This is a genomic window from Sulfoacidibacillus ferrooxidans, assembly GCF_022606465.1.
Lineage (GTDB): Bacteria > Bacillota > Bacilli > Alicyclobacillales > SLC66 > Sulfoacidibacillus > Sulfoacidibacillus ferrooxidans.
Genome location: NZ_JALBUF010000004.1, coordinates 50,693 through 73,430 on the forward strand (window position 1 = coordinate 50,693; position 22,738 = coordinate 73,430).

General features: G+C 45.7%; 19 protein-coding genes. 18 read left to right on the top strand and 1 reads right to left on the bottom strand.

The annotated features are described in order from the left end of the window. Window positions 1-122 precede the first annotated feature (122 nt). From speE to MM817_RS07920, 3 genes are read left to right on the top strand one after another with little or no spacing between them, the layout of a single operon-like run. A complete protein-coding gene (speE, locus tag MM817_RS07910) occupies window positions 123-953 on the top strand; it encodes a polyamine aminopropyltransferase (RefSeq protein ID WP_241713454.1) in 831 nt (276 codons plus the stop codon). Then, the gene (gene speB, locus MM817_RS07915; protein ID WP_241713456.1) at window positions 953-1,837 is read left to right on the top strand and encodes an agmatinase; all 885 of its coding nucleotides are present in this window, start codon (window positions 953-955) and stop codon (window positions 1,835-1,837) included. Before speE ends, speB begins: the two co-directional genes overlap by 1 nt. Before the next feature lie 10 nt (window positions 1,838-1,847). Beyond that, window positions 1,848-2,267, top strand: coding sequence for a YwiB family protein (locus tag MM817_RS07920; RefSeq protein WP_241713458.1), 420 nt, complete (start codon window positions 1,848-1,850; stop codon window positions 2,265-2,267). Here the strand turns inward: MM817_RS07920 and MM817_RS07925 are convergent. Further along, the gene (locus tag MM817_RS07925) at window positions 2,236-3,174 is read right to left on the bottom strand and encodes an EcsC family protein (protein ID WP_241713459.1); all 939 of its coding nucleotides are present in this window, start codon (window positions 3,172-3,174) and stop codon (window positions 2,236-2,238) included. The two genes, MM817_RS07920 and MM817_RS07925, sit on opposite strands and share 32 nt — an antisense overlap. 134 nt (window positions 3,175-3,308) lie before the next feature. On the opposite strand from MM817_RS07925, the gene MM817_RS07930 reads away from it, so the two are divergent. The 15 genes from MM817_RS07930 to meaB all read left to right on the top strand — a co-directional run bounded on the left by MM817_RS07930 (window position 3,309) and on the right by meaB (window position 22,736). Next, window positions 3,309-4,628: an HD domain-containing protein gene (locus tag MM817_RS07930; RefSeq protein ID WP_241713461.1), complete on the top strand. Its 1,320-nt coding sequence runs from the start codon at window positions 3,309-3,311 to the stop codon at window positions 4,626-4,628. Further along, window positions 4,616-6,064, top strand: coding sequence for a sigma-54 interaction domain-containing protein (locus tag MM817_RS07935; protein ID WP_419723376.1), 1,449 nt, complete (start codon window positions 4,616-4,618; stop codon window positions 6,062-6,064). Before MM817_RS07930 ends, MM817_RS07935 begins: the two co-directional genes overlap by 13 nt. 389 nt (window positions 6,065-6,453) lie before the next feature. Further along, window positions 6,454-7,485: an L-erythro-3,5-diaminohexanoate dehydrogenase gene (gene kdd, locus MM817_RS07940; protein ID WP_241713472.1), complete on the top strand. Its 1,032-nt coding sequence runs from the start codon at window positions 6,454-6,456 to the stop codon at window positions 7,483-7,485. A gap of 29 nt (window positions 7,486-7,514) precedes the next feature. Next, window positions 7,515-8,807: a lysine 2,3-aminomutase gene (gene kamA / locus MM817_RS07945; protein WP_241713474.1), complete on the top strand. Its 1,293-nt coding sequence runs from the start codon at window positions 7,515-7,517 to the stop codon at window positions 8,805-8,807. Window positions 8,808-8,843: 36 nt separating this feature from the next. Then, window positions 8,844-9,881 (top strand): lysine 5,6-aminomutase reactivase subunit KamB, encoded by a 1,038-nt coding sequence (gene kamB, locus MM817_RS07950; protein ID WP_473828219.1) that lies wholly within the window; start codon window positions 8,844-8,846, stop codon window positions 9,879-9,881. Window positions 9,882-9,889: 8 nt separating this feature from the next. Continuing rightward, window positions 9,890-11,500, top strand: a complete 1,611-nt coding sequence (gene kamC, locus MM817_RS07955) for a lysine 5,6-aminomutase reactivase ATPase KamC (RefSeq protein ID WP_241713477.1) — start codon at window positions 9,890-9,892, stop codon at window positions 11,498-11,500. Window positions 11,501-11,532: 32 nt separating this feature from the next. Continuing rightward, window positions 11,533-13,152, top strand: coding sequence for a lysine 5,6-aminomutase subunit alpha (kamD, locus tag MM817_RS07960; RefSeq protein ID WP_241713479.1), 1,620 nt, complete (start codon window positions 11,533-11,535; stop codon window positions 13,150-13,152). Continuing rightward, on the top strand, window positions 13,149-13,889 hold the full coding sequence (gene kamE, locus MM817_RS07965; protein WP_241713480.1) for a lysine 5,6-aminomutase subunit beta: 741 nt from the start codon (window positions 13,149-13,151) through the stop codon (window positions 13,887-13,889). Before kamD ends, kamE begins: the two co-directional genes overlap by 4 nt. A gap of 383 nt (window positions 13,890-14,272) precedes the next feature. Then, complete coding sequence (locus MM817_RS07970; RefSeq protein ID WP_241713482.1) at window positions 14,273-16,270, top strand: (Fe-S)-binding protein; 1,998 nt, start codon at window positions 14,273-14,275, stop codon at window positions 16,268-16,270. 143 nt (window positions 16,271-16,413) lie between these two features. After that, window positions 16,414-17,205, top strand: coding sequence for a formate dehydrogenase accessory sulfurtransferase FdhD (gene fdhD / locus MM817_RS07975; protein ID WP_241713484.1), 792 nt, complete (start codon window positions 16,414-16,416; stop codon window positions 17,203-17,205). A gap of 107 nt (window positions 17,206-17,312) precedes the next feature. Next, entirely contained in the window at window positions 17,313-18,485 is a 1,173-nt protein-coding gene (locus MM817_RS07980) for an acetyl-CoA C-acetyltransferase (RefSeq protein WP_241713494.1), read from the top strand. A gap of 18 nt (window positions 18,486-18,503) precedes the next feature. Next, window positions 18,504-19,358 carry a 3-hydroxybutyryl-CoA dehydrogenase gene (locus tag MM817_RS07985; RefSeq protein WP_241713496.1) on the top strand — a complete coding sequence of 285 codons (855 nt, stop codon included), beginning with the start codon at window positions 18,504-18,506 and terminating at the stop codon, window positions 19,356-19,358. Between the two features lie 60 nt (window positions 19,359-19,418). Next, the gene (locus tag MM817_RS07990) at window positions 19,419-20,576 is read left to right on the top strand and encodes an acyl-CoA dehydrogenase (protein WP_419723377.1); all 1,158 of its coding nucleotides are present in this window, start codon (window positions 19,419-19,421) and stop codon (window positions 20,574-20,576) included. A 14-nt stretch (window positions 20,577-20,590) separates the two neighbouring features. Then, complete coding sequence (locus MM817_RS07995) at window positions 20,591-21,733, top strand: acyl-CoA dehydrogenase (protein WP_241713500.1); 1,143 nt, start codon at window positions 20,591-20,593, stop codon at window positions 21,731-21,733. A 37-nt stretch (window positions 21,734-21,770) separates the two neighbouring features. Next, window positions 21,771-22,736, top strand: coding sequence for a methylmalonyl Co-A mutase-associated GTPase MeaB (meaB, locus tag MM817_RS08000; RefSeq protein ID WP_241713870.1), 966 nt, complete (start codon window positions 21,771-21,773; stop codon window positions 22,734-22,736). Window positions 22,737-22,738 lie beyond the last annotated feature (2 nt).

Consider the following 22,738-nt stretch of genomic DNA (forward strand, 5'->3'; position numbering starts at 1 on the left):
CAGTATCACCCAAACACGACATGAGCAAACGGGGAAGAAATGAAGAGGATGTGACGTGTTTGTTTATTTTAGGTGCGTAAATGATATAATACGGACGGACTGTTTAAGGAGAGTGGAATGAGATGGAACTATGGTTTACAGAAAAACAAACGGCTGATTATGGGATTACAGCTAAAATCACAAAAACATTACACACAGAACAAACGGAGTTTCAAGATCTTGCTGTAATTGATACCAATGAATGGGGTCGTATGCTCGTTTTAGATGGATGTGTAATGACGACGATTCGCGATGAATTTGTCTATCATGAAATGATTTCGCACATTGCCTTGTCTGCACATCCAAACCCGCAAAAAGTACTAGTCGTGGGTGGTGGTGACGGCGGAGTCATGCGAGAGATCATCAAGCATAAAACGGTACAAAAAGCAGTGCTTGCAGAGATTGACGGTCGTGTTATTGAACTCTCTAAACAATACTTGCCAGAAATTGCAGTTGCACTCACAGATCCACGTATCGATGTGCGCGTAATCGATGGGATTGCGCATGTTAAAGAGCACAAACAGGAATATGATGTGATTATTGTCGACTCAACGGATCCTATTGGACCTGCTGTAGGCTTATTTGCAAAAGAGTTTTATGAAAATATTTACGCAGCACTTAAAGAAGATGGCATCTTTGTTGCGCAAAGTGAATCACCGTTTATGCACGGTGAACTCATCGGCCGTGTACAAAAAGATGTCTCCGCAATCTTTCCGATCACGCGGTTATATTTAGCATCGATCCCTACGTATCCAAGCGGTTTGTGGAGTTTTACTATCGGCTCTAAGCGTCATGATCCCCTACAGATTGCAGATGAACAGCGTGCAAGTGAACTGGTTACTCGCTATTACACACCTTCATTGCATCGTGCAGCGTTTACCTTGCCTGCATTTGTAGAGGAGTTGGTGAAGTAATGAAGGAGCGGTCACATAAAGATCCTTTTGACCCAGCCTACTCTGGCAATACGTTTATCGGTTCCATCGATACATACGATGCGGCACGGGCTGTCATTTATGGAATGCCAATGGATTGGACAACCTCTTTTCGACCAGGCACGCGTTTAGGACCACAGCGGATTCGCGAGGTATCGATAGGGCTTGAAGAGTATAGCCCTTATGTAGATCGCCTGTTGGAGGATGTCTCTTATATTGATATGGGTGATATTCCACTTCCGTTTGGGAATCCGATGCGCAGCATAGATATGATTGAACAGTATGTAGGAAAATGGATAGATGATGGGAAGATTCCATTTGGACTTGGCGGAGAGCATTTAGTGACATTAGGTGCTGTGCGTGCAGTTTTTTCACGTGTACCCAATGTTCAACTCTTGCATTTTGATGCGCATACAGACTTGCGTGATGAATATGAGGGAGAGGCGATGTCGCACTCTGCTGTCATTAAAAGAATTGCAGAATTTCTCCCAACTAAAAACATCCATCAGTTTGGGATTCGTTCAGGTACACGTGAGGAGTTTGCCTACGGGAGGGCTCATACCAATTTCCATCCTTTTGATGTGCTTGAACCATTGCGGCAAAGCGTCGCTACTATCGGTAAAAAACCTTGTTATATCACTATCGATATCGACGTGCTAGACCCAGCTTATGCGCCGGGAACAGGCACTGCTGAAGCAGGTGGTATTAGTTCAAAAGAACTGCTTGCAGCCATTCATGCGATGGCTGATCTACAAGTTGTAGGGTTTGATTTAGTAGAAGTGGCACCCGCTTTAGACCCGACAGAACAGACGCAAATTGTTGCAGCCAAACTTTTACGTGAAGCATTGCTTACCTTTGTCGAGTAGGATGAATGGTATGGGTGAACGAGGTTATATTCGCATTACATCTGATGCTGCAGGTGTTACAGAATGCGAGGCACTGATTGAAGAATTGGATTCACATGCAGGATATCGCGTCACATATAAAGAGATGCAAGAGGGTATGCAGGGGACGACAACGACTCTGCTTCTCGATGTGTCAGATCAAAGTATACCGACGATGCGTATGTCACGACATGGCGATGAAGTAGAGTCTTTGCAAGACTTTGTAGAAGGGAAGACAACAAAAGCATATTACAAGGTCGCCAGTAGTGATCTTACATTTGCTATTGAAACCCATAGACTTTCCGTATTCGTTGTGGGGAATCGCGTAGAGGTGGATGTGGAAGCGGCTTTTCTCTTTTCAAATGAGCAGCCGCTTCCATTCATTGCGCGATTAGAGTGGGGGTTTCTATAATGTGTTGTTGCGCATGTTCGAAATCTTCACCATACCGATCGATGAAGTGTAGACGTTGAAAGTAGCGACGCGCTTGTATATAACTTGCGTGTGCGAGTGCTGAGTTCATGGACCCCTGTACTGCAGCACCTGCGATCGGTATAAGAAGAGTGCCTTGCTGCTCCATGAGCGTAATCGCTAAACGAGTAGCGACCATGTCAAGCAATTGGCCGACAGCTGGAAGTGAAGTGGCAAGCAGTCGTATAGAAAATGGCTCACTAAGTGATTTTGTCAATGAAAATCCAGCTTGTCTCACGGCGAAGTGTGCACTGATCTTGGCAGTGATCAGATCAGCATCATTAGTAAATGGCGACATGGCGACGAGTAAATGGGGGAGATCCTCTGCATTGTGCAGAGAATAGCCGTAACTGTATCCTGTCTGTACTGCACTTTGCGCCATCATACGAATCGTTACATAAAGATCTGCAAGAATAGTGGGTGCGATCAAAGCTTGAAGGCCTGGAACCATGCTAAAGATGGATGTGAGCATCCCTGCAGTAGCGCCTTGTGCGGTGACGGCAAGGCGCTTTGATGTGGCAAGGCGATGAGACGCATCATCTTTGACTTCAAGTGGTAGCATGCGGATCTCAACTGGTGTACATGCAGAACTGCCGCTAATTTTTAATGCTCGTTCAACTCGAGTAAACTGGCTTGCTGTGCTCTCTTGATCGAGTACTGTGATGATAGCTTCACGTGCGGCTTTTGCAATTTTATCGGCTAGTTTCGGTTGATAGTGTTTGGTTAATCTACCTGCAACGTGCAGAAGTTGATTTGTATGTTTTGTGAATTGCTTCATAAACTGAACGGTGAACGGATCTGTAGAAGCTATCGACCACGAGGACAGTACCTCATCTTCATAGGGAGTCATGTGTGACATCCTCTCCATCCTCTTCTTTTATCTTAAGTAATAATTCGTGATCCAATCGCTATCTCCTGCTTTACGTCATTGTCGGTTATTGGTAAAGTAAAGTATTATACGTCTTTTGTACGGGGAGACTTAGCGTGAAAAGTTTTCGCGATCCAGTACATAATTTGATTGTGTTTCAAGATGAAGACCAGATTGTCATCGATCTTATCAATACAAAAGAAATGCAGCGACTACGCAGAATTCGTCAATTAGGACTTGGCAATATCGCTTATCCAGGAGCTGAGCATTCACGCTTTGTGCACTCACTTGGCGTTGCACACGTCATGCGGCGATTTTTAGATACGCTAAGAGAAGGGCGAGATCCGCTCACCAATAGACTGCAACGCGATCTGCAGGATCACAGATCTTTAGCACTTGCGTCGGCGCTCTTGCATGATATTGGTCATGGGCCGTTTTCTCACGCATTAGAGAGCGTTACTCATGTGCGTCATGAACGTTTTACCATTGGGGTCGTTCTTTCACCCCATACAGAAGTTCATCAAGTGTTAGAGGCCGCGCAGACAGGTCTTTCGCAACAGGTAGCGAGTGTGATCGAGAGAACATTTGAACCCTCACGCGCGTTGGTGAAACTGTTATCTAGTCAACTTGATATGGATCGGGTTGATTATCTATTGCGAGATGCGCTGATGACCGGCGCTGGATATGGAACATTTGATGTGGAATGGTTATTGCATGCCATGCGCATTGGAGAAGTGGATGGCGAGCCAGAAGTAGGACTTGACTTAAAAAAGGGGCAAAGTATCGCAGAGGATTACATCATGTGCAGGTACTATATGTACTTGCATGTCTACTTTCATAGAACCACTCGTGCCGCTGAAGTGATGGTTGAGAAACTCTTGCAACGGGCAAGTGAAATTCACGCAGTGATTCCCGGTTTTCATGCTCTAAATGCATTGCTAGAAGGTCGTTTACGCCCTGATGATGAGGCATCGCTTGCACTTTATTTACAGTTGGATGATGGAGTATTGTGGACGGCTATGCACATGTGGACTGAGCATGAAGATCCTATTTTGCGAGACTTTTCTCAGCGATTACTGCATCGCAAATTATTTCGTGCTGTGGACGTTCAATCAGAACAAGAAGCCAAAAAGTTAATGAAGAAAATGGAGAAGAAAGCAATAGTGTATGGCGTTTCCACAGATTATTATGCCATTTATGATACGGCCGCAAGTCACGCCTACCACGATCCTTATATTGCACCTGTTGGTAAGAACGCCGCGGGGATGGGTGACGACCATACTCACTCGTCAGTTGGTGCCTCAGAATCAATTTACTTGTTCGATGAGGTGGGGCGCCCGCATGAACTGGCAGACTCTTCGTTTATCGTGAGTGCTGTTCGCAATCGGAGTGTGAATGCTATGCGGGTGCTTTTCCCGGAGGAATGGTCCTTGTGAGTGAACGAATGCAGCATTGTGATCTGTGGTTAGCAGAAATATTGGACGTTGTGGATGTGGGTATTCACGGAGTTGATATGAAGGGTGTTACGCTTTACTACAATCAAAGTGCAGCTAAACTTGACGGTGTTAACCCGCACGAAGTGATTGGTCGACATGTTCTGGATGTATTTCCTTCCTTATCGGAGGAAACGAGTTCATTACTTCGCGTGTTGCGATCGGGTCAAAAAATCTCTCATCGCCAACAAGTCTATACTAATTTCCGAGGGCAAGAAGTCCACACATCCAATACGACGATTCCCGTTTATTCTGGGAAGAAGCTAGTAGGTGCATTAGAAGTTGCAGCAGATATCACTGAAGTGAAGCATTTAGCAGAACAAGTGGTCAATTTACAGGCCGCCAAGTTACCGAAGGAGGGTTCAGCCCAAACTGCAGGCAATGGAGTAGAGTTTACGTTGTCTAACTTATTGACCAATGCAACATCCGTTCAAACAGTCATTGCACTTGCTCGAAAGTTCGCGTGTACCTCATCACCAGTTCTTGTATATGGGGAAACAGGGACGGGCAAAGAGCTATTGGTACAGGGAATCCACAGTGCTAGCGTGCGTGCAAACAAGCCGTTTATCGCACAAAATTGTGCAGCATTACCAGAAGCGCTCTTAGAGGGGATTTTATTTGGAACTGTAAAAGGTAGTTTTACAGGTGCAGAGAATCGTCCTGGATTGTTCGAATTAGCTACTGGGGGAACCCTTTTTTTAGATGAGCTAAATTCCATGCCACTTGATCTACAAGCAAAACTTTTGCGCGTGCTGGAAGATCAAAAGGTACGCCGTTTAGGAGACAATAAACAGATTTCAGTAGATGTGCGCATTATGGCTGCGATGAATATTGACCCTGAGGATGCGGTGCAATCAGGGATATTGCGAGCAGACCTCTATTACCGAGTGCGCGTGGCTACATTACGATTGCCCCCACTGCATGAGCGCAGGGAAGATATACCGCTTTTAATCGATCATTTTATAAAGCTTTTTAATCATCGATTTGATAAACACGTAAGAGGCGTTTCGCACAATGCGTTAGAGTATCTATACAACGCACCTTGGCCGGGTAACGTGCGCGAACTTAAGCATGCGATAGAAGCGGCTATGATTGTCACAGATGATGAGATCATTGAGTGTGAACACCTACCACTTTATCTACAGAAGGCCAAGGCAAATAGTCCGACAGCATGGTCTTGCAGTGTACCTGATGACGTTCTCCAATCTGTTGACATGAGTCTAAAGAATCGCTTGGCAGCGATAGAAAGACAATGGCTTTGTCAGGCGATGCAAGAAGCGGGAGGCAATATTGCTATGGCTGCAAGATCACTTGATTTGCCTCGACAAACGCTTCAGTCTAAGATCAAAAAGTATGGGTTAACATCTTTTTTAAAATGAGTGTATAGAGTAAAACGGGTTCGGACATGATAGTAAGGCGATGGATGAGAGGGTGTGGTTGCGTTGGAAAACGAAACGAAACACTCGCCGAAAGATGAAAAGTCCACTTTGTGAGAAGCTGGAGGGATGTGCTAAAGACAACTTAACGGTTGTTTCCGCGTCTGTTTTAGCTATCGAAAAGGGAAAGCTAGTCTGACGAACTTACCATCGCGTGGGGGACCTTCGGGTTCCCCTTTATCATGTATGCGCTGATTTATCGGCATGCGAATACATAATATATTGATGAAGAAGATGAAAAAAGGCGAGAGACCATGGTCCCTCGCCTTTTCTGTGCGGCATAAAACTTGCTTAAGATTATGTGTTGATGTAAGTGAAGGGAGTTATGCATTTTGAGTGATCCGTACGGTCTTACACGAGTGATCGAACCTATGGGTACGATGCCCCAACCAGCATGGAAGATTGACAATACCATGACATGTGGTTTGGATGAAGTACTCATTTCAGTGAGTACATTAAATATCGATTCGGCAAGTTTTAATCAGATAAAAGAAGAGGTTGGAGCCGATGAAACGGCAGTAGCTTCTCGAATGATAGACATTGTTACTATGCGTGGTAAGCATCACAATCCTGTGACTGGATCAGGTGGCATGTTGATCGGGAAGGTGGAGAAGATCGGTCCTGAATCTTCAAAGACTCATGAATTACACGTAGGCGACCGGATTGCTACACTTGTTTCACTGTCTCTGACGCCGCTGACCATAGATGCAGTTAAACATGTAGAACTGTCTACAGGTCAGGTCGAGATTGAAGGAAAAGCAATTTTATTTGACAGTGGTATCTATGCGAAGATGCCAGAGGATCTGCCTGATCGGGTAGCATTAGCAGTATTTGATGTGTGTGGTGCACCTGCGCAGACGGCGCGGATTGTAGAGTCTGGTCAAACGGTGGTTGTACTTGGAGCAGGTGGTAAGTCAGGTATGATGGTTCTTGCGCAGGCACGACGAAATATCGGCGATAACGGTCGGATTATTGCATTGGAATACGCCGAAAAATCGGCGCAAGGAGTGCGGGATCTTGGATTTGCAGATGATGTGATCGTGTGTAATGCCCAAGATCCAGTAGCTACACTAGCTGCAGTAAGCGCGGTATTAGGTGAGCATCTAGCTGATGTTACGATTAACTGTGTGAGCGTACCTGGCACAGAACTTGCTTCTATTATGATAACAAAAGATCGAGGTCTCATTTATTTTTTTAGTATGGCCACTAGCTTTACGACTGCAGCACTTGGTGCAGAGGGACTGGGAAAAGATGTCGATATGATGATCGGCAATGGATATGCACGTGGTCACGCTGACCTTGCTTTAGAACTTGTTCGAACGGAGCCAACATTGTTGGAAGCATATGTTCAAAAGTGTAAGTAAATTGTAGTCACTTTGGGAGGGGTATTCGTATGAGTGTACAAGAACACGATATTCTTTACGGGAAAAAACAACGCCATTTTCGTGATATTCCATTATGGAAAGATATCACCGATGAACAATGGAATGACTGGAAGTGGCAATTGACACACACGATTGATACGGTCGAAGATCTAGGCCAAGTCATTGATCTGACGGAGGCGGAGATTAATGGGGTCAGTCGTGCAGGGAAAGACTCTATTCCACTACGTATTACGCCGTACTATGCGATGTTAATGGATCCAGAAGATCCAAATTGCCCTATTCGCTTACAAGCCGTCCCGATCTCCAATGAACTTAATCGTTCACAGTGGGATATGGAAGATCCACTTGGAGAAGATGAGGATGCACCAGCACCAGGACTTACGCACAGATATCCAGATCGCGTATTGTTTTTAATCACCAATCAATGTTCGATGTATTGCCGCCACTGTACGCGCAGAAGATTTTCGGGGCAAGTAGGTCATGCTGTTCCAAAACCACAACTGGATGCTGCGATTGACTATATCAGGCGCACACCACAAATTCGCGACGTGCTACTCTCTGGCGGAGATGGTTTACTTGTAAACGATCGCATTCTTGAATACATCATTTCCAGCTTACGCGCCATTCCCCATGTTGAAATTATCCGAATTGGTACGCGGGCACCTGTTGTGTTTCCCCAACGAATCACGGAGAATTTGTGTAATATTTTAAAGAAATATCACCCGGTGTGGCTCAATACACACTTTAATCATCCAGACGAAATTACTGAAGAAGCCAAGAAATCGTGTGAAATGCTTGTGGATGCAGGAGTTCCAGTGGGGAATCAAAGTGTACTATTGCGTGGAGTGAATGATTGCACGCATGTGATGAAAGATCTATTGCACAAGCTAGTTAATATTCGCGTGCGACCGTATTATCTTTATCAGTGTGATTTGTCTGAGGGAATTGAACATTTTCGCACAACCGTTTCAAAGGGCATTGAAATTATGGAGGAGTTACGTGGTCATACGTCAGGATACGCCATCCCGACATTTGTCGTTGATGCGCCAGGTGGCGGTGGGAAGATTCCGGTCATGCCACAATATATGATCTCTCAAGGACATGGCAAAGTTGTCTTACGCAACTTTGAAGGGGTTATCTCTGTATATCACGAACCAACCTACGAAGATAAGGGATGTCCGCCGTCTTGTAATCACGATCACAGTCAAGAAGCGATTGGAGTCGCAAAATTGCTTCACGATCAAGCGGTCAGTCTTGAACCGAAGGGATTAAAACGTGCTGTTGAACATCATCACGAATAAAGTAAAGATGTGAGGAGTCGTACAGCAGTGGTAACTATGTGGGAACGCATCGATCAATTAGGAGTTCGCAATCTCTCGATTGTCGGGGTCAGTAAACACGCTGGAAAAACGACAACGCTAAATCGCTTAATCGAAGACGCCGCAATGGTAAAGCGGCGTCTCGCTATAGCTAGTATTGGGATTGACGGCGAACGTCACGATCATCTGATGGGTACACCCAAACCAGAGATATGGGTGCCTGAACATACATTTTTTGCGACAGCGATCTCTATGATGGAGGCAGCATCCGCTCCTGTGTCGTGGAAGGTGCCGACAGGAATTGAGTCTCCTTTTGGCGAAGTGTGGGTGGGGCAGACAACTGGAGAGGGAACGATTGGGTTAGCGGGTGTTCGCCAGTTGGCCCATCTAGAGATATTGCAAGGGATCTTTCAGACATTTGCTGTGGAACATATTCTCTGGGATGGTGCACTATCACGTATGATAGCTGTGAATCCACGTGTGTCAGATGGCGTGGTTCTTGCCACAGGTGCAGTCCTTGGCACATTGGCAAAAGTGACACAACATACGCAACACGCCTTACGCCGGTTAAACGTGGAGGCTCTTCCAAAACATCTATTTGAACAATTGCTCATGAGAAACGCTGGTGTGCTTGTAGCTGAGATCCTTTTAGATTTTGGCAATCAGGACTTACGTGATGCGGAAGTACTCTCTATCGAATATGTACATGAGGCAGGTGCGTTTACAGAGGATGTGCGTACCTTGGCTACATGGACAGATCAACAAAGGCTCTTTCTCTATGCGGGGGCTGTGACTGATCGCGTGCTACAAAGCTTCCAAAACCGAAAGCATCCTGTATTTGTGGTAGCAATGACACCGTCGCATCTATTTGTTACTGAAGATGCATGGCGCAGTTTTGCGCGAGCTGGACATCAACTGCTTGTTCGTAAATCTGTTCCCCTCATTGGTGTGACTGTCAATCCGACATCACCGCGCAACGTTACATTAGATCCGCAGGTATTGAAGCAATCCATTCAATCCCTAACGAATGCGCCTGTGTGGGATGTAATGGAGTAGATATGCATATGACATTTTTAAATGGTTTTACGATTGATCAGATTGATTTTGCGCGGATGCAGAAGGTAGTAAGACCACTTACACCTTGTGGGCAACGTGCATTTCGAGCCCGGTTACCTTTTATCAGTGGGCAAGAAGCAGAGTGGCGAGCAGATCGTGCAGACGTAGAACAATTGTCAGAAACTCTAGGGTGCATGGATGAAAATGGAAAATCTTTTCGAGAACATCTCGTTTCTACGCTTTCTTTGCTACCCGATCTTTATGATGTTTTACAATTACTTGAAAAACATGAGCAACTACTTGTCGAACATTTGGCTAGTCTTAAGCGCTTTGCCTACTTTGCAAAGACCATAGAAGATCAAATAGAAAGATCAAATCTTGTATTCCCCTGGTGGCAATCGAAGGCTAGGTTAGTTTTGAATTGTTTTGCCAAAGATTCTTCCTCATCTTCTCCTGACTTTTCACTTGCGGAGAGCGGGTCACCACAACTGCAAGAAGCGTATATCATGCATAACCAAATCAAGCAAAGACGAGCAGAACTAGAGCGTGAGTTGACAAAGCAGGTAAGTCGAGACTACCGCGTGGCAGTGAGGCGCGATCAGACGCTCATTTTACCGCTTGATCACATGGAACCGATCGAGCAGGCAAAAAAAGATAGTCGGTTACAGATGCGTATGCAAACAGCCTTTGAAATCATATTTGAACCAGTGTGGCCAATGGAACATGCGCAACTATCTGCATCTGAGGTCGTGATGCGCGAACGTGTAGCGAAACTTGAGCAAGAGTCGTTAGCTTTGATCATGCAACAGTTGGCGCCCATAAATGTGCATATCCAGGACATGAATGAACAAGTAGCGCATCTAGATGAGTTATTGGCGCGAGTCGTGTTAGCACATGATCGTGGCTATGTGTGGTCTGAGTTAGCTCATCTAGGAGTGACGCTCACTGGAGGTTATCCGCCTGCACATGGTGAATTTACACCTATTGACATTGCGCTGCATACTTCTGTAACCATGATCACCGGTCCTAATATGGGCGGCAAATCAGTCGCTTTAAAGACATTATTACTAGTGATTGCTTGCCACCAATATGGTTATCCTGTACCTGCAAAAGCGTTCACAGCACCCTTGGTACAACACATTCGCTACGTAGGCGGCGATGGACAGTCCGTGCAATCAGGTCTGTCATCATTTGGGGCAGAGATTGTTGCTATCCAGGAAGCTCTTACACTGCCACAGTCGATGCTATGTTTTGATGAAATAGGTCGCAGTACAAATCCAATAGAGGGTTCTGCATTACTGGAAGCCATATGCAGCGAAATACAGCGCGACGATCAACGGATGGCGGTAGTCGCCACGCATTTTCTTTTAACACCCAATGAGGATACGATCTATTATCGAATGGCAGGATTTAGGCAGGATGCTTTGCAAGACAGCACTAAGGATATCGATATAGCAGAGCGTTTACGGGCATTACAAGCGGCTATGGACTATAGGATCGTGCCACAGGCAAGCGGCGAAGTGCCACAAGAAGGACTTGCAATTGCGGCATGGCTTGGGCTCTCGGATGAGATGATACAACATGCAAGGCGCATCGCAAAAGCCAAGGTACAAGTGTAACCTAAAAAAGTTTGTCATAAGGAGTGAGCAAAGTGGCAAGTAAATTATATCTTAACCAGGATTTAATAGATGAGGCACGAAACATTGCAGCAGCCATTGCAGACGATGTTGCACTATTTATAGCAGACAAGACAACGGTTGCAACCGAGCGAACCGTTTTGCGTTTACTTGGCTTGGATGGGGTCGATGCAGAATATGTGCCACTTCCAAATGTTGTTGTTGACCATATTCACGAGCGAGGACATCTGCAAGATGGAATTGCACATTATGTGTTAAATGGGATCATCCAAACTGGACTTTCCATTCAGGAGCTAGGAGAAGCTGTTGCACAAGGAACGGTTGATTTGCTGGACCTTCCAGTTGCCGATGAGCAGGAGATAACTGCACTTGGAGAGCGGATGGCAGATGAAACTCTCGCAATGATTCGCGCCAATCGAGAGCGACGTGACCAGTATGTGCAGACACTTGGAGAAGGGCCACAACCCTATATCTACGTTATTGTCGCTACAGGAAATATTTATGAAGATGTAATACAAGCTCGTGCGGCGGCGCGCCAGGGTGCAGATATTATTGCAGTAATTCGTAGTACAGGTCAAAGCCTGATCGATTATGTACCCTATGGTGCTACGACAGAAGGTTTTGGTGGTACGTATGCTACTCAGGAAAATTTTAAGATTATGCGCGGTGCACTCGATGAAGTGGGTGAAGAGATCGGTCGGTATATTCGACTATGTAATTATTGTTCAGGACTATGTATGCCGGAAATTGCTGCTATGGGAGCACTTGAACGACTCGATGTGATGTTAAATGATGCATTATATGGAATATTATTTCGCGATATCAATATGCAACGAACGTTAATTGATCAGAATTTTAGTCGCATGATCAATGCCTATGCAGGAGTCATTATTAACACTGGAGAAGATAACTATTTAACCACAGCAGATGCGGTAGAGGCGGCACATACAGTTCTCGCATCGCAACTGATCAATGAACAATTGGCCTTTCGCTCTGGTTTGAGGTCAGATCAATTAGGACTTGGGCATGCATTTGAAATGAATCCGACCATTGAAGATGGTTTTTTGATGGAGTGGGCACAGGCTCTCATGGCACGGGAAATTTTCCCTGACGCACCGCTTAAATATATGCCACCAACGAAACATATGACAGGGAATATCTTTCGTGGACATGTCCAAGATGCTCTGTTTAACTTGATTGGAGTGGCGACAGGGCAAGGTATTCAGCTACTTGGTATGATGACAGAAGCCATCCATACGCCGCTCATTCACGATCGACAAATTGCTATTGAATCAGCTAAATATATTTTCAATAACGCGCGGCATTTGCAAGATGAGATTGAATTCAAACGCGATGGAATCATGGTCGAGAGAGCGTCTAAGGTGCTTTTGGAAGCAGTTGAATTATTGCGTGATATTGCGCAAAAGGGATTATTTAATGCCATCTCGGAAGGGTTATTTGCTGATGTGAAACGCACATTGACAGGTGGCAAGGGCTTAAAGGGTGTGCTCGTCCGGTCAGCGCAATATAGTAATCCTCTTGAAACTGCGTTGCGCGATCAACTTGGATTGCAACCATTAGAAGAACTGATGCAGTCGCGCAAGCAAAATGCTGCAGGGAGGGAACTTTCTTGAGGGATCTACAACATGTGCGCCCGTATGGGGATACCTTTGATGATGGGATGGTGCAATTTAGTTTTTCTCTTCCAGTACCGTTTGGTGAAGAAGCGAAAGAGGCTGCGCGCCAATTTGTAGGGAAGATGGGGGTTCTTGAACCACAAGTTGTGCACAGTGAAAATCTGGGTGAGGATATGACGTTTTTTGTCGTCTATGGCAAAGCACCATATGAAGTCGATTATACAACGATCAAAGTGCCAAAGGTCGAAAGTCCGATCATGGATTTTTATGAAATTAATCACTATATTCGTGAACAGATTGGAAGGAAAATTGTTGTGATTGGTGCCTGTACAGGTACGGATGCACATACAGTTGGCATCGATGCCATTATGAATATGAAAGGATACGCAGGAGAATATGGACTTGAGCGTTATCCAGAGATCGATGCATATAATTTAGGAAGCCAAGTACAAAATGAAGAAATGGTGCGCAAAGCGATCGAACTTCGTGCTGATGCCATCCTAGTATCGCAGGTAGTCACGCAAAAAGATGTTCATATTCCTAATCTCGGTGAGCTTGTGGATTTACTAGAGGCGGAAGGGTTGCGTGAGCGGATGGTATTAATTTGTGGGGGGCCTCGCATCGGTCATGAGCTTGCGTTAGAATTAGGTTATGATGCGGGATTTGGTTCGGGGACGCTCGCGCCAGAAGTTGCGTCGTTTATTGTTCATCAGATCGTCAAACGCCAATTGTAACATTGCGATTGATAGAATGATCATGAGATGAGGCCCTAATATGCAAGTGATTCTATATTCACAAGCTACCTGACAAAAGTGCCAGGTAGCCAAGGCTTGGCTCGGACGTTTAAAAATTCCCTTTGAAATTCGAGATATCTATGGTACAAAGGGTGCAGTAGAGGAGTTAACAAGACTTGAAGTGACATCGATCCCTGCCTTTCGCATTGGTGAACGAATCATCGAAGGGTTTAAACCGATGGAAATCCTTGAAGCATTGGCTTCTCAAGACAAATGAATGATTGACCACTCATTGCTTCGGCGACCGGGTAAAGCGCCGAGCGAATGACCGCGTGATGCACTAGTGTCCGCAAAGTGGCTATTGGGGGAGGAGTGATTTACTGGTGTATACGCTCAATATTATTGCTTTCACGATTCTTGCTGTAGCCGCACTATACGGTTTTTTTGGTGGGTTATATCAACGCTATGAATTTCTCACCTTGGGGCAAGCGGCCAATCGTAGTGATCATAAAGGAGATCGGTGGCGCAGTTTTGCGCGCAATGTGCTCGCGCAAGGAAAGGTGTTAGCAGAACCGTCTGGCATTGGTCACTTCTTTATTTTTTGGGGATTTATTTTACTTGGTATAGGGGAACTTGATTTCTTTACTTATGGATTGACAGGAACGCATATACCTGGATTTACTGCCCCATGGTTCACCTTTACACAAGAGATGTTAGCTGCATTTGTCTTGGTGGCGATCATCGTGGCAGCTATTCGACGTTATATCTGGCGTCCTATGAGGACTGAACCGACATTTGAAGCAGGATTTATTTTATTTCTCATTTTTGCAATCGTCGTCACGATATATTCTGTGGGGGCATTTAGTGCATTGGAACAGGGAGTTATGCCAGGGTCTGCCGCACCTATGTCTAACTTTCTCGCCTCGTTTTTTGTAGGTATCAATCCAGCAACTGCTGGGATTATCGTACAAATCTCATTCTGGGTGCATACACTCGCTATTTTTGGCTTTCTAGTCTTCATTCCAAGGTCCAAGCACTTACACATGATTGGTGCAATGTTTAATTCGTATTATCGGAGTCTTGAACCTGTGGGGAAAATTCGCTCGCTTGATTTAAGTGATGAGTCTGTTGAGGAGTTTGGTGTAGGTAATATTACTCAGTTTACGTGGAAACAACTTCTTGATGGGTATGCTTGTACAGAGTGTGGTCGGTGCCATGTGAGCTGTCCTGCAACATTGACCGGAAAAGACTTATCTCCTAAGTATTTGATTTTAAAAATGAAAGATCACTTGATAGATACTGCTCCAGCCCTGATAGCACAGAGAAAAATGGCTGCTGGCGCTGAAAATCTCTCTTTAACGACTGTTTTTGAAAGCATGCCACAACTCATTGGCGACGTGTATACGGAAGATGAAATATGGGCGTGCACGACGTGCCGCGCTTGTGAAGAGGCGTGTCCTGTGTATAACGAGCATGTGAGTTTAATTGTAGATATGCGGCGTAACCTCGTATTGACACAAGGTAGCGCACCGGGAGAAGTCAATCGAACATTTACAAACCTTGAGCGTCATTCAAATGAATGGGGACGTCCACGTACGGCGCGTGCTGAGTGGGCACAAGATCTAGATATTCCATTGATGTCTGAAGTTGATGAGCCCGTGGAGTACCTTTACTATGTTGGAACAGCAGCGTCCTTTGATGCCAGGAATCAAAAGATTGCGCGTGCATTCGGTCAGTTGTTAAAGCAAGCTGGAGTCAATTTTGCTATTCTTGGAAAAGAAGAGGAAAGTGATGGAGATTCTGCACGTCGTTTGGGCAACGAATTTTTATATCAAGAATTGGTCGAGCGCAATGTGGAGATCTTCAAAAATTATGGTGTGAAAAAAATAATTACAACAGATCCACATGCGTATAACGCATTCCGTAAGGAGTATGCGGATTTTGGATTTGAGGCTGAAGTGATTCATCATACGGAACTATTAGCTCAATTGATAGATCAGGGAAAATTGACGCCAAGAAAGCCTGTAGAGAGAAAAATTACTTATCATGACTCTTGTTATTTGGGCAGATATAACGGAGTGTATTCTGCTCCGCGGTATATCCTAAGTAAGATTCCTGGGATCGAACTCGTTGAAATGGAGCGTAGCCGCAATAAAAGTATGTGTTGTGGTGCGGGGGGCGGCTCGATGTTTAAGGAAGAGACTGGAGAACAAAGAATCAATGTGTTTCGCACAGAACAGGCTTTAGAGACAGGTGCAACAACGATTGCTACAGCTTGTCCATACTGTATGACTATGATGATCGATGGAACCAAAGCTAAAGGTGTAGAAGATGACATCGATACATACGATGTCGCAGAATTATTGTTACAAGCAATATAAAACACACAACTATGTGACAGTGAGCAAGGAATGGCATGGAGCCTACCTTGCTCACTGTCGTTTGCATTTATCTTTAGGTATAATGAGACAGAGAAAGTTGACGCCTTGATATGAGGGTGTGCTCTACAGGGGAGGAAGACGGGATGGATCAGCCGCTAACGAGAATTCGGAGTGTGGTTGAGTTTGACGCACATACGTTTATAGCGGGAACCACTGAAGTGGTAACTGAATATGCACTGACTGTCTTTGTTGACGGACAGGAATTTGCAACGCTAGTATGTACTCCCGCCGACTTTTCGGAACTTGTCGTAGGATTTATTGCCTCAGAAGGACTTTTAGAAAAAATAGAGGATATGCGTTCCCTAGAAGTGGATGAAGAAGGTGGCGTTGCTTTTGTGCGAATGCAACGCAAAGTGGAGATTAATCCGGATCATTTTGCCAAGCGATACATCACTTCATGTTGTGGAAAAGGTAGGCAGTCCTACTATTTTTATAATGATGCTCAAACGGCACCAGTGACAACGATAGGTCCTTTGCTGACGCCGTTCGAAGTGACTGAGTTAGTTTCAAAAATGCAATCGCAATCTGATCTTTTCTTAGAAACTGGCGGAGTACACAATGCTGCTTTGTGTGATTCATCACAAATTGTTGCATCGCGTGCCGACATCGGCAGGCATAATGCGTTAGATAAACTTTTTGGATATATGCTGCAACAACATGTATCCGCACAGGATAAAGTCATGGTATTTAGTGGGCGCATTTCGTCTGAAGTACTACTGAAAGTAGCGAAAATGAAAGTAGGCGTTTTGTTGTCTAAGTCAGCACCAACAGATATGGCGTTACAAATGGCAGAGGAATTGGGAATTACAGCGATCGGATTTGCTCGTGGAGATCGCTTTAAAGTATATACGCATCCTGAGCGCATCGTGATGTAGAAATACTAGACCTGTGAAACGGCTCTATCCGCGTTGCAGTAAATATGGTAGTCTAATAGTGACAAGACTGAACGCTCAGTCACTCAGGAGAGCGGAGGGATAGGCTCATGCGAAGTGTTATTGTTTCTGCGGCTAGGACGCCATTTGGTCGATTTGGAGGGGCGCTTTCATCGATGAAAGCGGTTGATTTGGGCGGCATTGTGATTCGTGAGGCGCTTGCACGAGCAGGAGTTGCACCTGAGCAGGTAGATGAAGTCATTATGGGCATGGTGCTTCAGGCAGGTGCTGGGCAAATTCCATCACGGCAGGCTGCGCGGATAGCGGGGTTGCCATGGGATACGCCAACTGAGACGATCAATAAAGTGTGTGCATCTGGGCTTCGCGCAGTCACGATGGCTGATCAGTTTATTCGCTCTGGCGATATTGAAGTGGCTGTGGCAGGTGGTATGGAGAGTATGTCTAATGCACCCTATGTGTTACCAGGTGCGCGTTTTGGGCTGCGTATGGGTGATGCACCTGTGATTGATGTGATGCAACACGATGGTCTCATGTGCGCTTTTCACAATGTTCATATGGCTGTGCATGGTTCTCTTGTGGCCAAAGAATATGGAATCACTCGTGAAGCACAAGATGAGTTTGCTTTACGATCGCAGCAGCGTGCAGTGCGTGCCATCGATCGTGGGACGTTGCGCGAAGAGATTGTTCCTGTGCGTGTTGTAGGCAAAAAAGGCGAGGTGCTCGTCGACACGGATGAAGCGCCAAGACGTGATACGGATCTTGCTAAGTTGGCAGCCTTACCGCCCGTTTTTGATCCGACTGGAAGTGTTACGGCAGGTAACGCACCTGGTGTAAACGACGGAGCGGGAGCACTTGTGGTCATGAGCGAGCAACGCGCAAAGGCGGAGCAGCGTGAAGTGCTAGCGACCATTTTAGGTCATGCCGAAGTGGGTGCAGATGCGCCGTATATCGCGACAACTCCTGGGCTTGCCGTTGTAAAATTACTAAAGAAAACTGGTGTAGCGCTTTCTGATATTCGGTTATTTGAAGTCAATGAAGCGTTTGCTGCGGTGACGCTAACTAGCCAAGAAATTGTGAAATGGGATCCTGAGAAGGTCAATGTAAATGGTGGTGCAGTTGCTTTTGGGCATCCGATTGGAGCAAGTGGAGCGCGTATATTGATGACGTTAATCTATGAATTGCGGCGTCGTGGCGGTGGCCTTGGAATAGCAGCTATATGTAGCGGCGCGGCTCAAGGCGATGCCATTTTGGTTGAAGTATAAAGTGAAGAGGTGTGTGCAATGGGGAATTACCAACGCGTGATGGTCATTGGGGCCGGACAAATGGGTAGTGGTATCGTTCAAGTGGCAGCACAAGCAGGTTGTGAGGTCGTGATGCAAGATATTAAAGAAGAGTATACGGAGCGTGGCAAACGCACCATAGAAGCTAGTTTACAGCGCTTTGTGAAGAAAGGGCAGTTGTCTGAAGAAGAAACGGCAGTGATTATGGGAAGAGTGACAACCACTACGGATATCAATCAGGCAAAGTCAGCACAGATCGTGATTGAAGCTGCAACGGAACAGCTGGCGATTAAAAAAGAAATTTTTATGAAACTCGATCAAATTGCACCTAAAGAAACGGTACTCGCGACCAATACATCTTCTTTGCCTGTAACTGAGCTTGCGGCAGTTACAAACAGGCCGGAACAAGTAATCGGCATGCATTTTATGAATCCAGTCCCGATGATGAAGTTAGTTGAAGTCATTCGCGCACTTCAAACTTCGGATGAAACATTTAATGGTGTGATGAAGTTTGCTGAGCAACTTGGTAAAAAACCAGTTGCAGTGCAAGATTTTCCGGGCTTTATCTCTAATCGAATATTGATGCCAATGATCAATGAAGCAGTGTATTGTTTATACGAAGGCGTGGCCGAACCAGAAGCCATCGATGAAATTATGAAACTTGGGATGAATCATCCCATGGGCCCGTTACAACTGGCCGACTTTATTGGACTTGATACGTGTTTGTATATTATGGAAGTATTGTATGATGGATTTGGCGATTCTAAGTATCGCCCTTGTCCGTTGCTGCGCAAATACGTAACTGCAGGTTGGCTTGGTAAGAAGTCAGGGCGGGGATTTTATGTATATGCGTAACTCAAGTAACGTTAGGTAGAAGAACAGGTAATGCGAGTATGTGTAAGTAAGTGAGGGGGAATGGGCGTGGAATTGAGACTGAGCTCAGAACAGCAGGCCATGCGCAAACTTGTCCGCGACTTTGCTACGCGGGTCATTGCGCCACGAGCACAGTATATCGATGAAACAGATGCTTTTCCTCGTAGTATTGTTCGTCAGATGGGAGAATTGGGTCTGCTTGGCTTGCCAATCCCTGAAGATATTGGGGGAGTTGGAGCAGACTATGTATCCTATATGCTTGCCATTGAGGAGATTAGTTACGCAAGTGCAGCGCTTGGCGTCATTCTCGCTGTGCATACGTCTGTTGGCACATTGCCCATCTTTCATTTTGGAACAGAGGAACAGCGTCAGTATTATGTGCCAAAGCTTGCATCGGGAGAATGGCTTGGAGCATTTGCGCTGACCGAGCCTAATGCCGGATCTGATGCGCAAAGTATTCAAACGCGCGCGGTACGGGATGGAGATCATTATCGTTTAACTGGTAACAAGGTATTTATTACAAATGGTGGCGAAGCAGACGTTTACACCGTGTTTGCTGTGACTGAATCGGGCGTGGGCGCACACGGCATGTCTGCCTTTATTGTACAAAAAGATACACCAGGTTTTCGAGTCGGAAAAAAGGAACGAAAGATGGGCTTAAATGGTTCATCTACTGCTGAGCTGATCTTTGATGAAGCGCTCGTGCCGATTGCCAATCGCCTTGGTGATGAGGGTGATGGGTTTAAGATTGCCATGTCTCAGCTAGATGGCGGGAGAATCGGAATAGCGGCACAAGCGCTTGGCATTTCGCGCGCAGCATTTGATGCGGCAAAAGGATATGTTGAACAACGCCGCCAATTTGGCAGGCCGCTTGCTGATTTTCAATCGATACAAATGACACTTGCTGATTTAGCGATGAAAATTGAGGTTGCAAGGTTGTTGACTTATCGGGCTGCAACGTTGCGTGCACAAGGCATAGCCTGTACGATGGAGGCATCGATGGCGAAACTTTTTTCCACAGATGCGGCTATGTATGTAACGACAGAAGCGGTACAGTTGTTTGGTGGGTATGGCTACACAAAAGATTTTCCTGTAGAGCGTTTGATGCGCGATGCAAAAGTGACACAGATCTATGAAGGAACAAACCAAATTCAACGAATTGTCATAGCGAAAAGTTTAGCCAATAAAGAATATATATAGGGGCGATTGCGGTTATGAATTTTACCTTAACAGAAGAACAAGAAGCATTGCGCAAACTCGTTCGTGATTTTGCTGCGCGTGAAGTGGCACCAAGTGCAGCACAACGAGATGAAGATGAGGTATTTGATCGAACCATCTTTGATAAAATGGGCAAGATTGGGTTGACGGGAATTCCCTGGCCCGAAGAATACGGTGGCGCCGGATTAGATTTTCTTAGTTACGTGATTGCTATTGAAGAATTGTCACGAGTGTGTGCTTCGACTGGCGTTACGCTGTCAGCCCACGTGTCGTTAGCCTCATGGCCGATCTATAAGTTTGGATCAGAGGAACAAAAGCAGAAATATTTAAAGCCACTTGCTCTGGGTCAAAAATTAGGTGCGTATGGATTAACAGAGCCAAGCGCTGGAACAGATGCAGCCAGTCTTAGGACAACGGCTGTTCGCGATGGCGATCATTTTATCCTAAATGGCACGAAGATGTTTACAACAAATGGTGGTGAGGCAGATACCTATGTCGTCTTTGCTACAACGGATGCGAGTAAAAAAGCAAAGGGTGTCACTGCATTTATTGTAGAAAAAGGAATGCCAGGCTTTACATTTGGCAAGAAAGAAAAGAAGATGGGTATTCGTTCATCCCCGACGCTTGAATTAATCTTTGATCAATGCCACGTCCCAGTGGCTAATGTCCTAGGTGAGGAAGGCCAAGGCTTTAAGATTGCGATGATGACGCTAGATGGTGGGCGCAATGGGATTGCAGCTCAAGCACTTGGTATCGCGGGTGGAGCACTTGATGCATCGCTATCTTATGCAAAAGGCAGAACACAATTTAACCGTCCGATCACAGATTTTCAAGCTATTCAATTTAAGTTAGCGGATATGGCAACACAAATTGAGGCCGCTCGATTGTTGACATATCAAGCGGCATGGCTAGAAGATCATAAGCTTTCTTACGGTAAGGCATCCGCTATGGCTAAAGTATTTGCTTCAGATGCAGCCATGAATGTGACGACTGAGGCTGTTCAAATTCATGGCGGTTATGGATTTACTCGCGACTATCCGGTTGAACGTTTTATGCGGGATGCTAAAATCACGCAAATATATGAAGGTACCAACGAAGTTCAACGTATAGTCATTGCGGGCCATGTGTTAAAAGATTAGTCCACTCTTGCAATGAGGAACGGGGCGTTTGGCGACAGTGGAACAGTTCGTCAAGGAAATCGCACGAGGTAATACGCGCGCAATCGCGCGCGCGATTTCATATATGGAAGAGGGAGGAGAGCCTGCACAGGAACTTCTCTCCATGTTGAATCAACGTGCTCACGCAGGGATCGGCCCCCACATTATGGGCATTACTGGAGCCCCAGGAGCAGGAAAGAGCTCTCTCACAGATCAGTTGTTGACCTATTTGCGTAGCTGTGGGAAACGGATCGCGGTGATTGCGGTAGATCCGAGTAGTCCATTTACTGGTGGTGCAGTGCTTGGTGATCGTGTGCGGATGAACCGTCATGCATTAGATCCTTTGATCTTTATTCGCAGTATGGGAACTAGGGGCAGTGGCGGTGGGCTTTCTCGCTCTGTGCGTCATGCGCTTCAAGTACTGTATCACGCACCGTTTGATGTGATCTTACTGGAGACAGTAGGTGTTGGCCAAGCGGAGTTAGATATTGTCTATGTGGCAGATACGGTCACAGTTGTACTGACACCTTCGGGTGGGGATGAAGTACAGGCTGCAAAGGCTGGGCTTATGGAAATTGGAGATGTATTTCTTGTCAATAAAGCCGATCTTCCAGGATCAGCGAACGTGGCAAAAGATGTGCAGGAAATGCTCCACGTTACAGAGCGAGAGGATGGATGGGATCCACCCGTTCTTCTGTCTTCGGCCGTAAAAAATGACGGTGTAAAACAATGGTGGGATGCTTGTGAAGAGCATTTTGCACATCTCTTGCAAGAGCACCGTTTAGTGAAACGCAGAGGAAGGGCTCGCGTTCAAGCAATGCATGAGCTTTTGCAACAAGGATTGTGGAGAGAGATGGAACACAAATTGCATGAAGATGATAAATATGCACGTATGCAGGAACAAGTTGAGATTGGAGATAGGTCTCCAGAGGCTGCTGTTTCTCAAATACTTATGGATATTTTTAAAAGTACGTTGCGGGTATAAGG

Bases quoted from the DNA above. Each gene is read 5' to 3' on its own strand.
- MM817_RS07935 (WP_419723376.1), top strand. From the start codon at position 4,616: ATGGTCCTTGTGAGTGAACGAATGCAGCATTGTGATCTGTGGTTAGCA.
- MM817_RS07985 (WP_241713496.1), top strand. From the start codon at position 18,504: ATGGGGAATTACCAACGCGTGATGGTCATTGGGGCCGGACAAATGGGT.
- kamB (WP_473828219.1), top strand. From the start codon at position 8,844: ATGTGGGAACGCATCGATCAATTAGGAGTTCGCAATCTCTCGATTGTC.
- MM817_RS07925 (WP_241713459.1), bottom strand. From the start codon at position 3,174: ATGACTCCCTATGAAGATGAGGTACTGTCCTCGTGGTCGATAGCTTCT.
- MM817_RS07920 (WP_241713458.1), top strand. From the start codon at position 1,848: ATGGGTGAACGAGGTTATATTCGCATTACATCTGATGCTGCAGGTGTT.
- speE (WP_241713454.1), top strand. From the start codon at position 123: ATGGAACTATGGTTTACAGAAAAACAAACGGCTGATTATGGGATTACA.
- kamC (WP_241713477.1), top strand. From the start codon at position 9,890: ATGACATTTTTAAATGGTTTTACGATTGATCAGATTGATTTTGCGCGG.
- fdhD (WP_241713484.1), top strand. From the start codon at position 16,414: ATGGATCAGCCGCTAACGAGAATTCGGAGTGTGGTTGAGTTTGACGCA.
- MM817_RS07980 (WP_241713494.1), top strand. From the start codon at position 17,313: ATGCGAAGTGTTATTGTTTCTGCGGCTAGGACGCCATTTGGTCGATTT.
- kamA (WP_241713474.1), top strand. From the start codon at position 7,515: ATGAGTGTACAAGAACACGATATTCTTTACGGGAAAAAACAACGCCAT.
- MM817_RS07995 (WP_241713500.1), top strand. From the start codon at position 20,591: ATGAATTTTACCTTAACAGAAGAACAAGAAGCATTGCGCAAACTCGTT.
- speB (WP_241713456.1), top strand. From the start codon at position 953: ATGAAGGAGCGGTCACATAAAGATCCTTTTGACCCAGCCTACTCTGGC.
- MM817_RS07990 (WP_419723377.1), top strand. From the start codon at position 19,419: ATGGGCGTGGAATTGAGACTGAGCTCAGAACAGCAGGCCATGCGCAAA.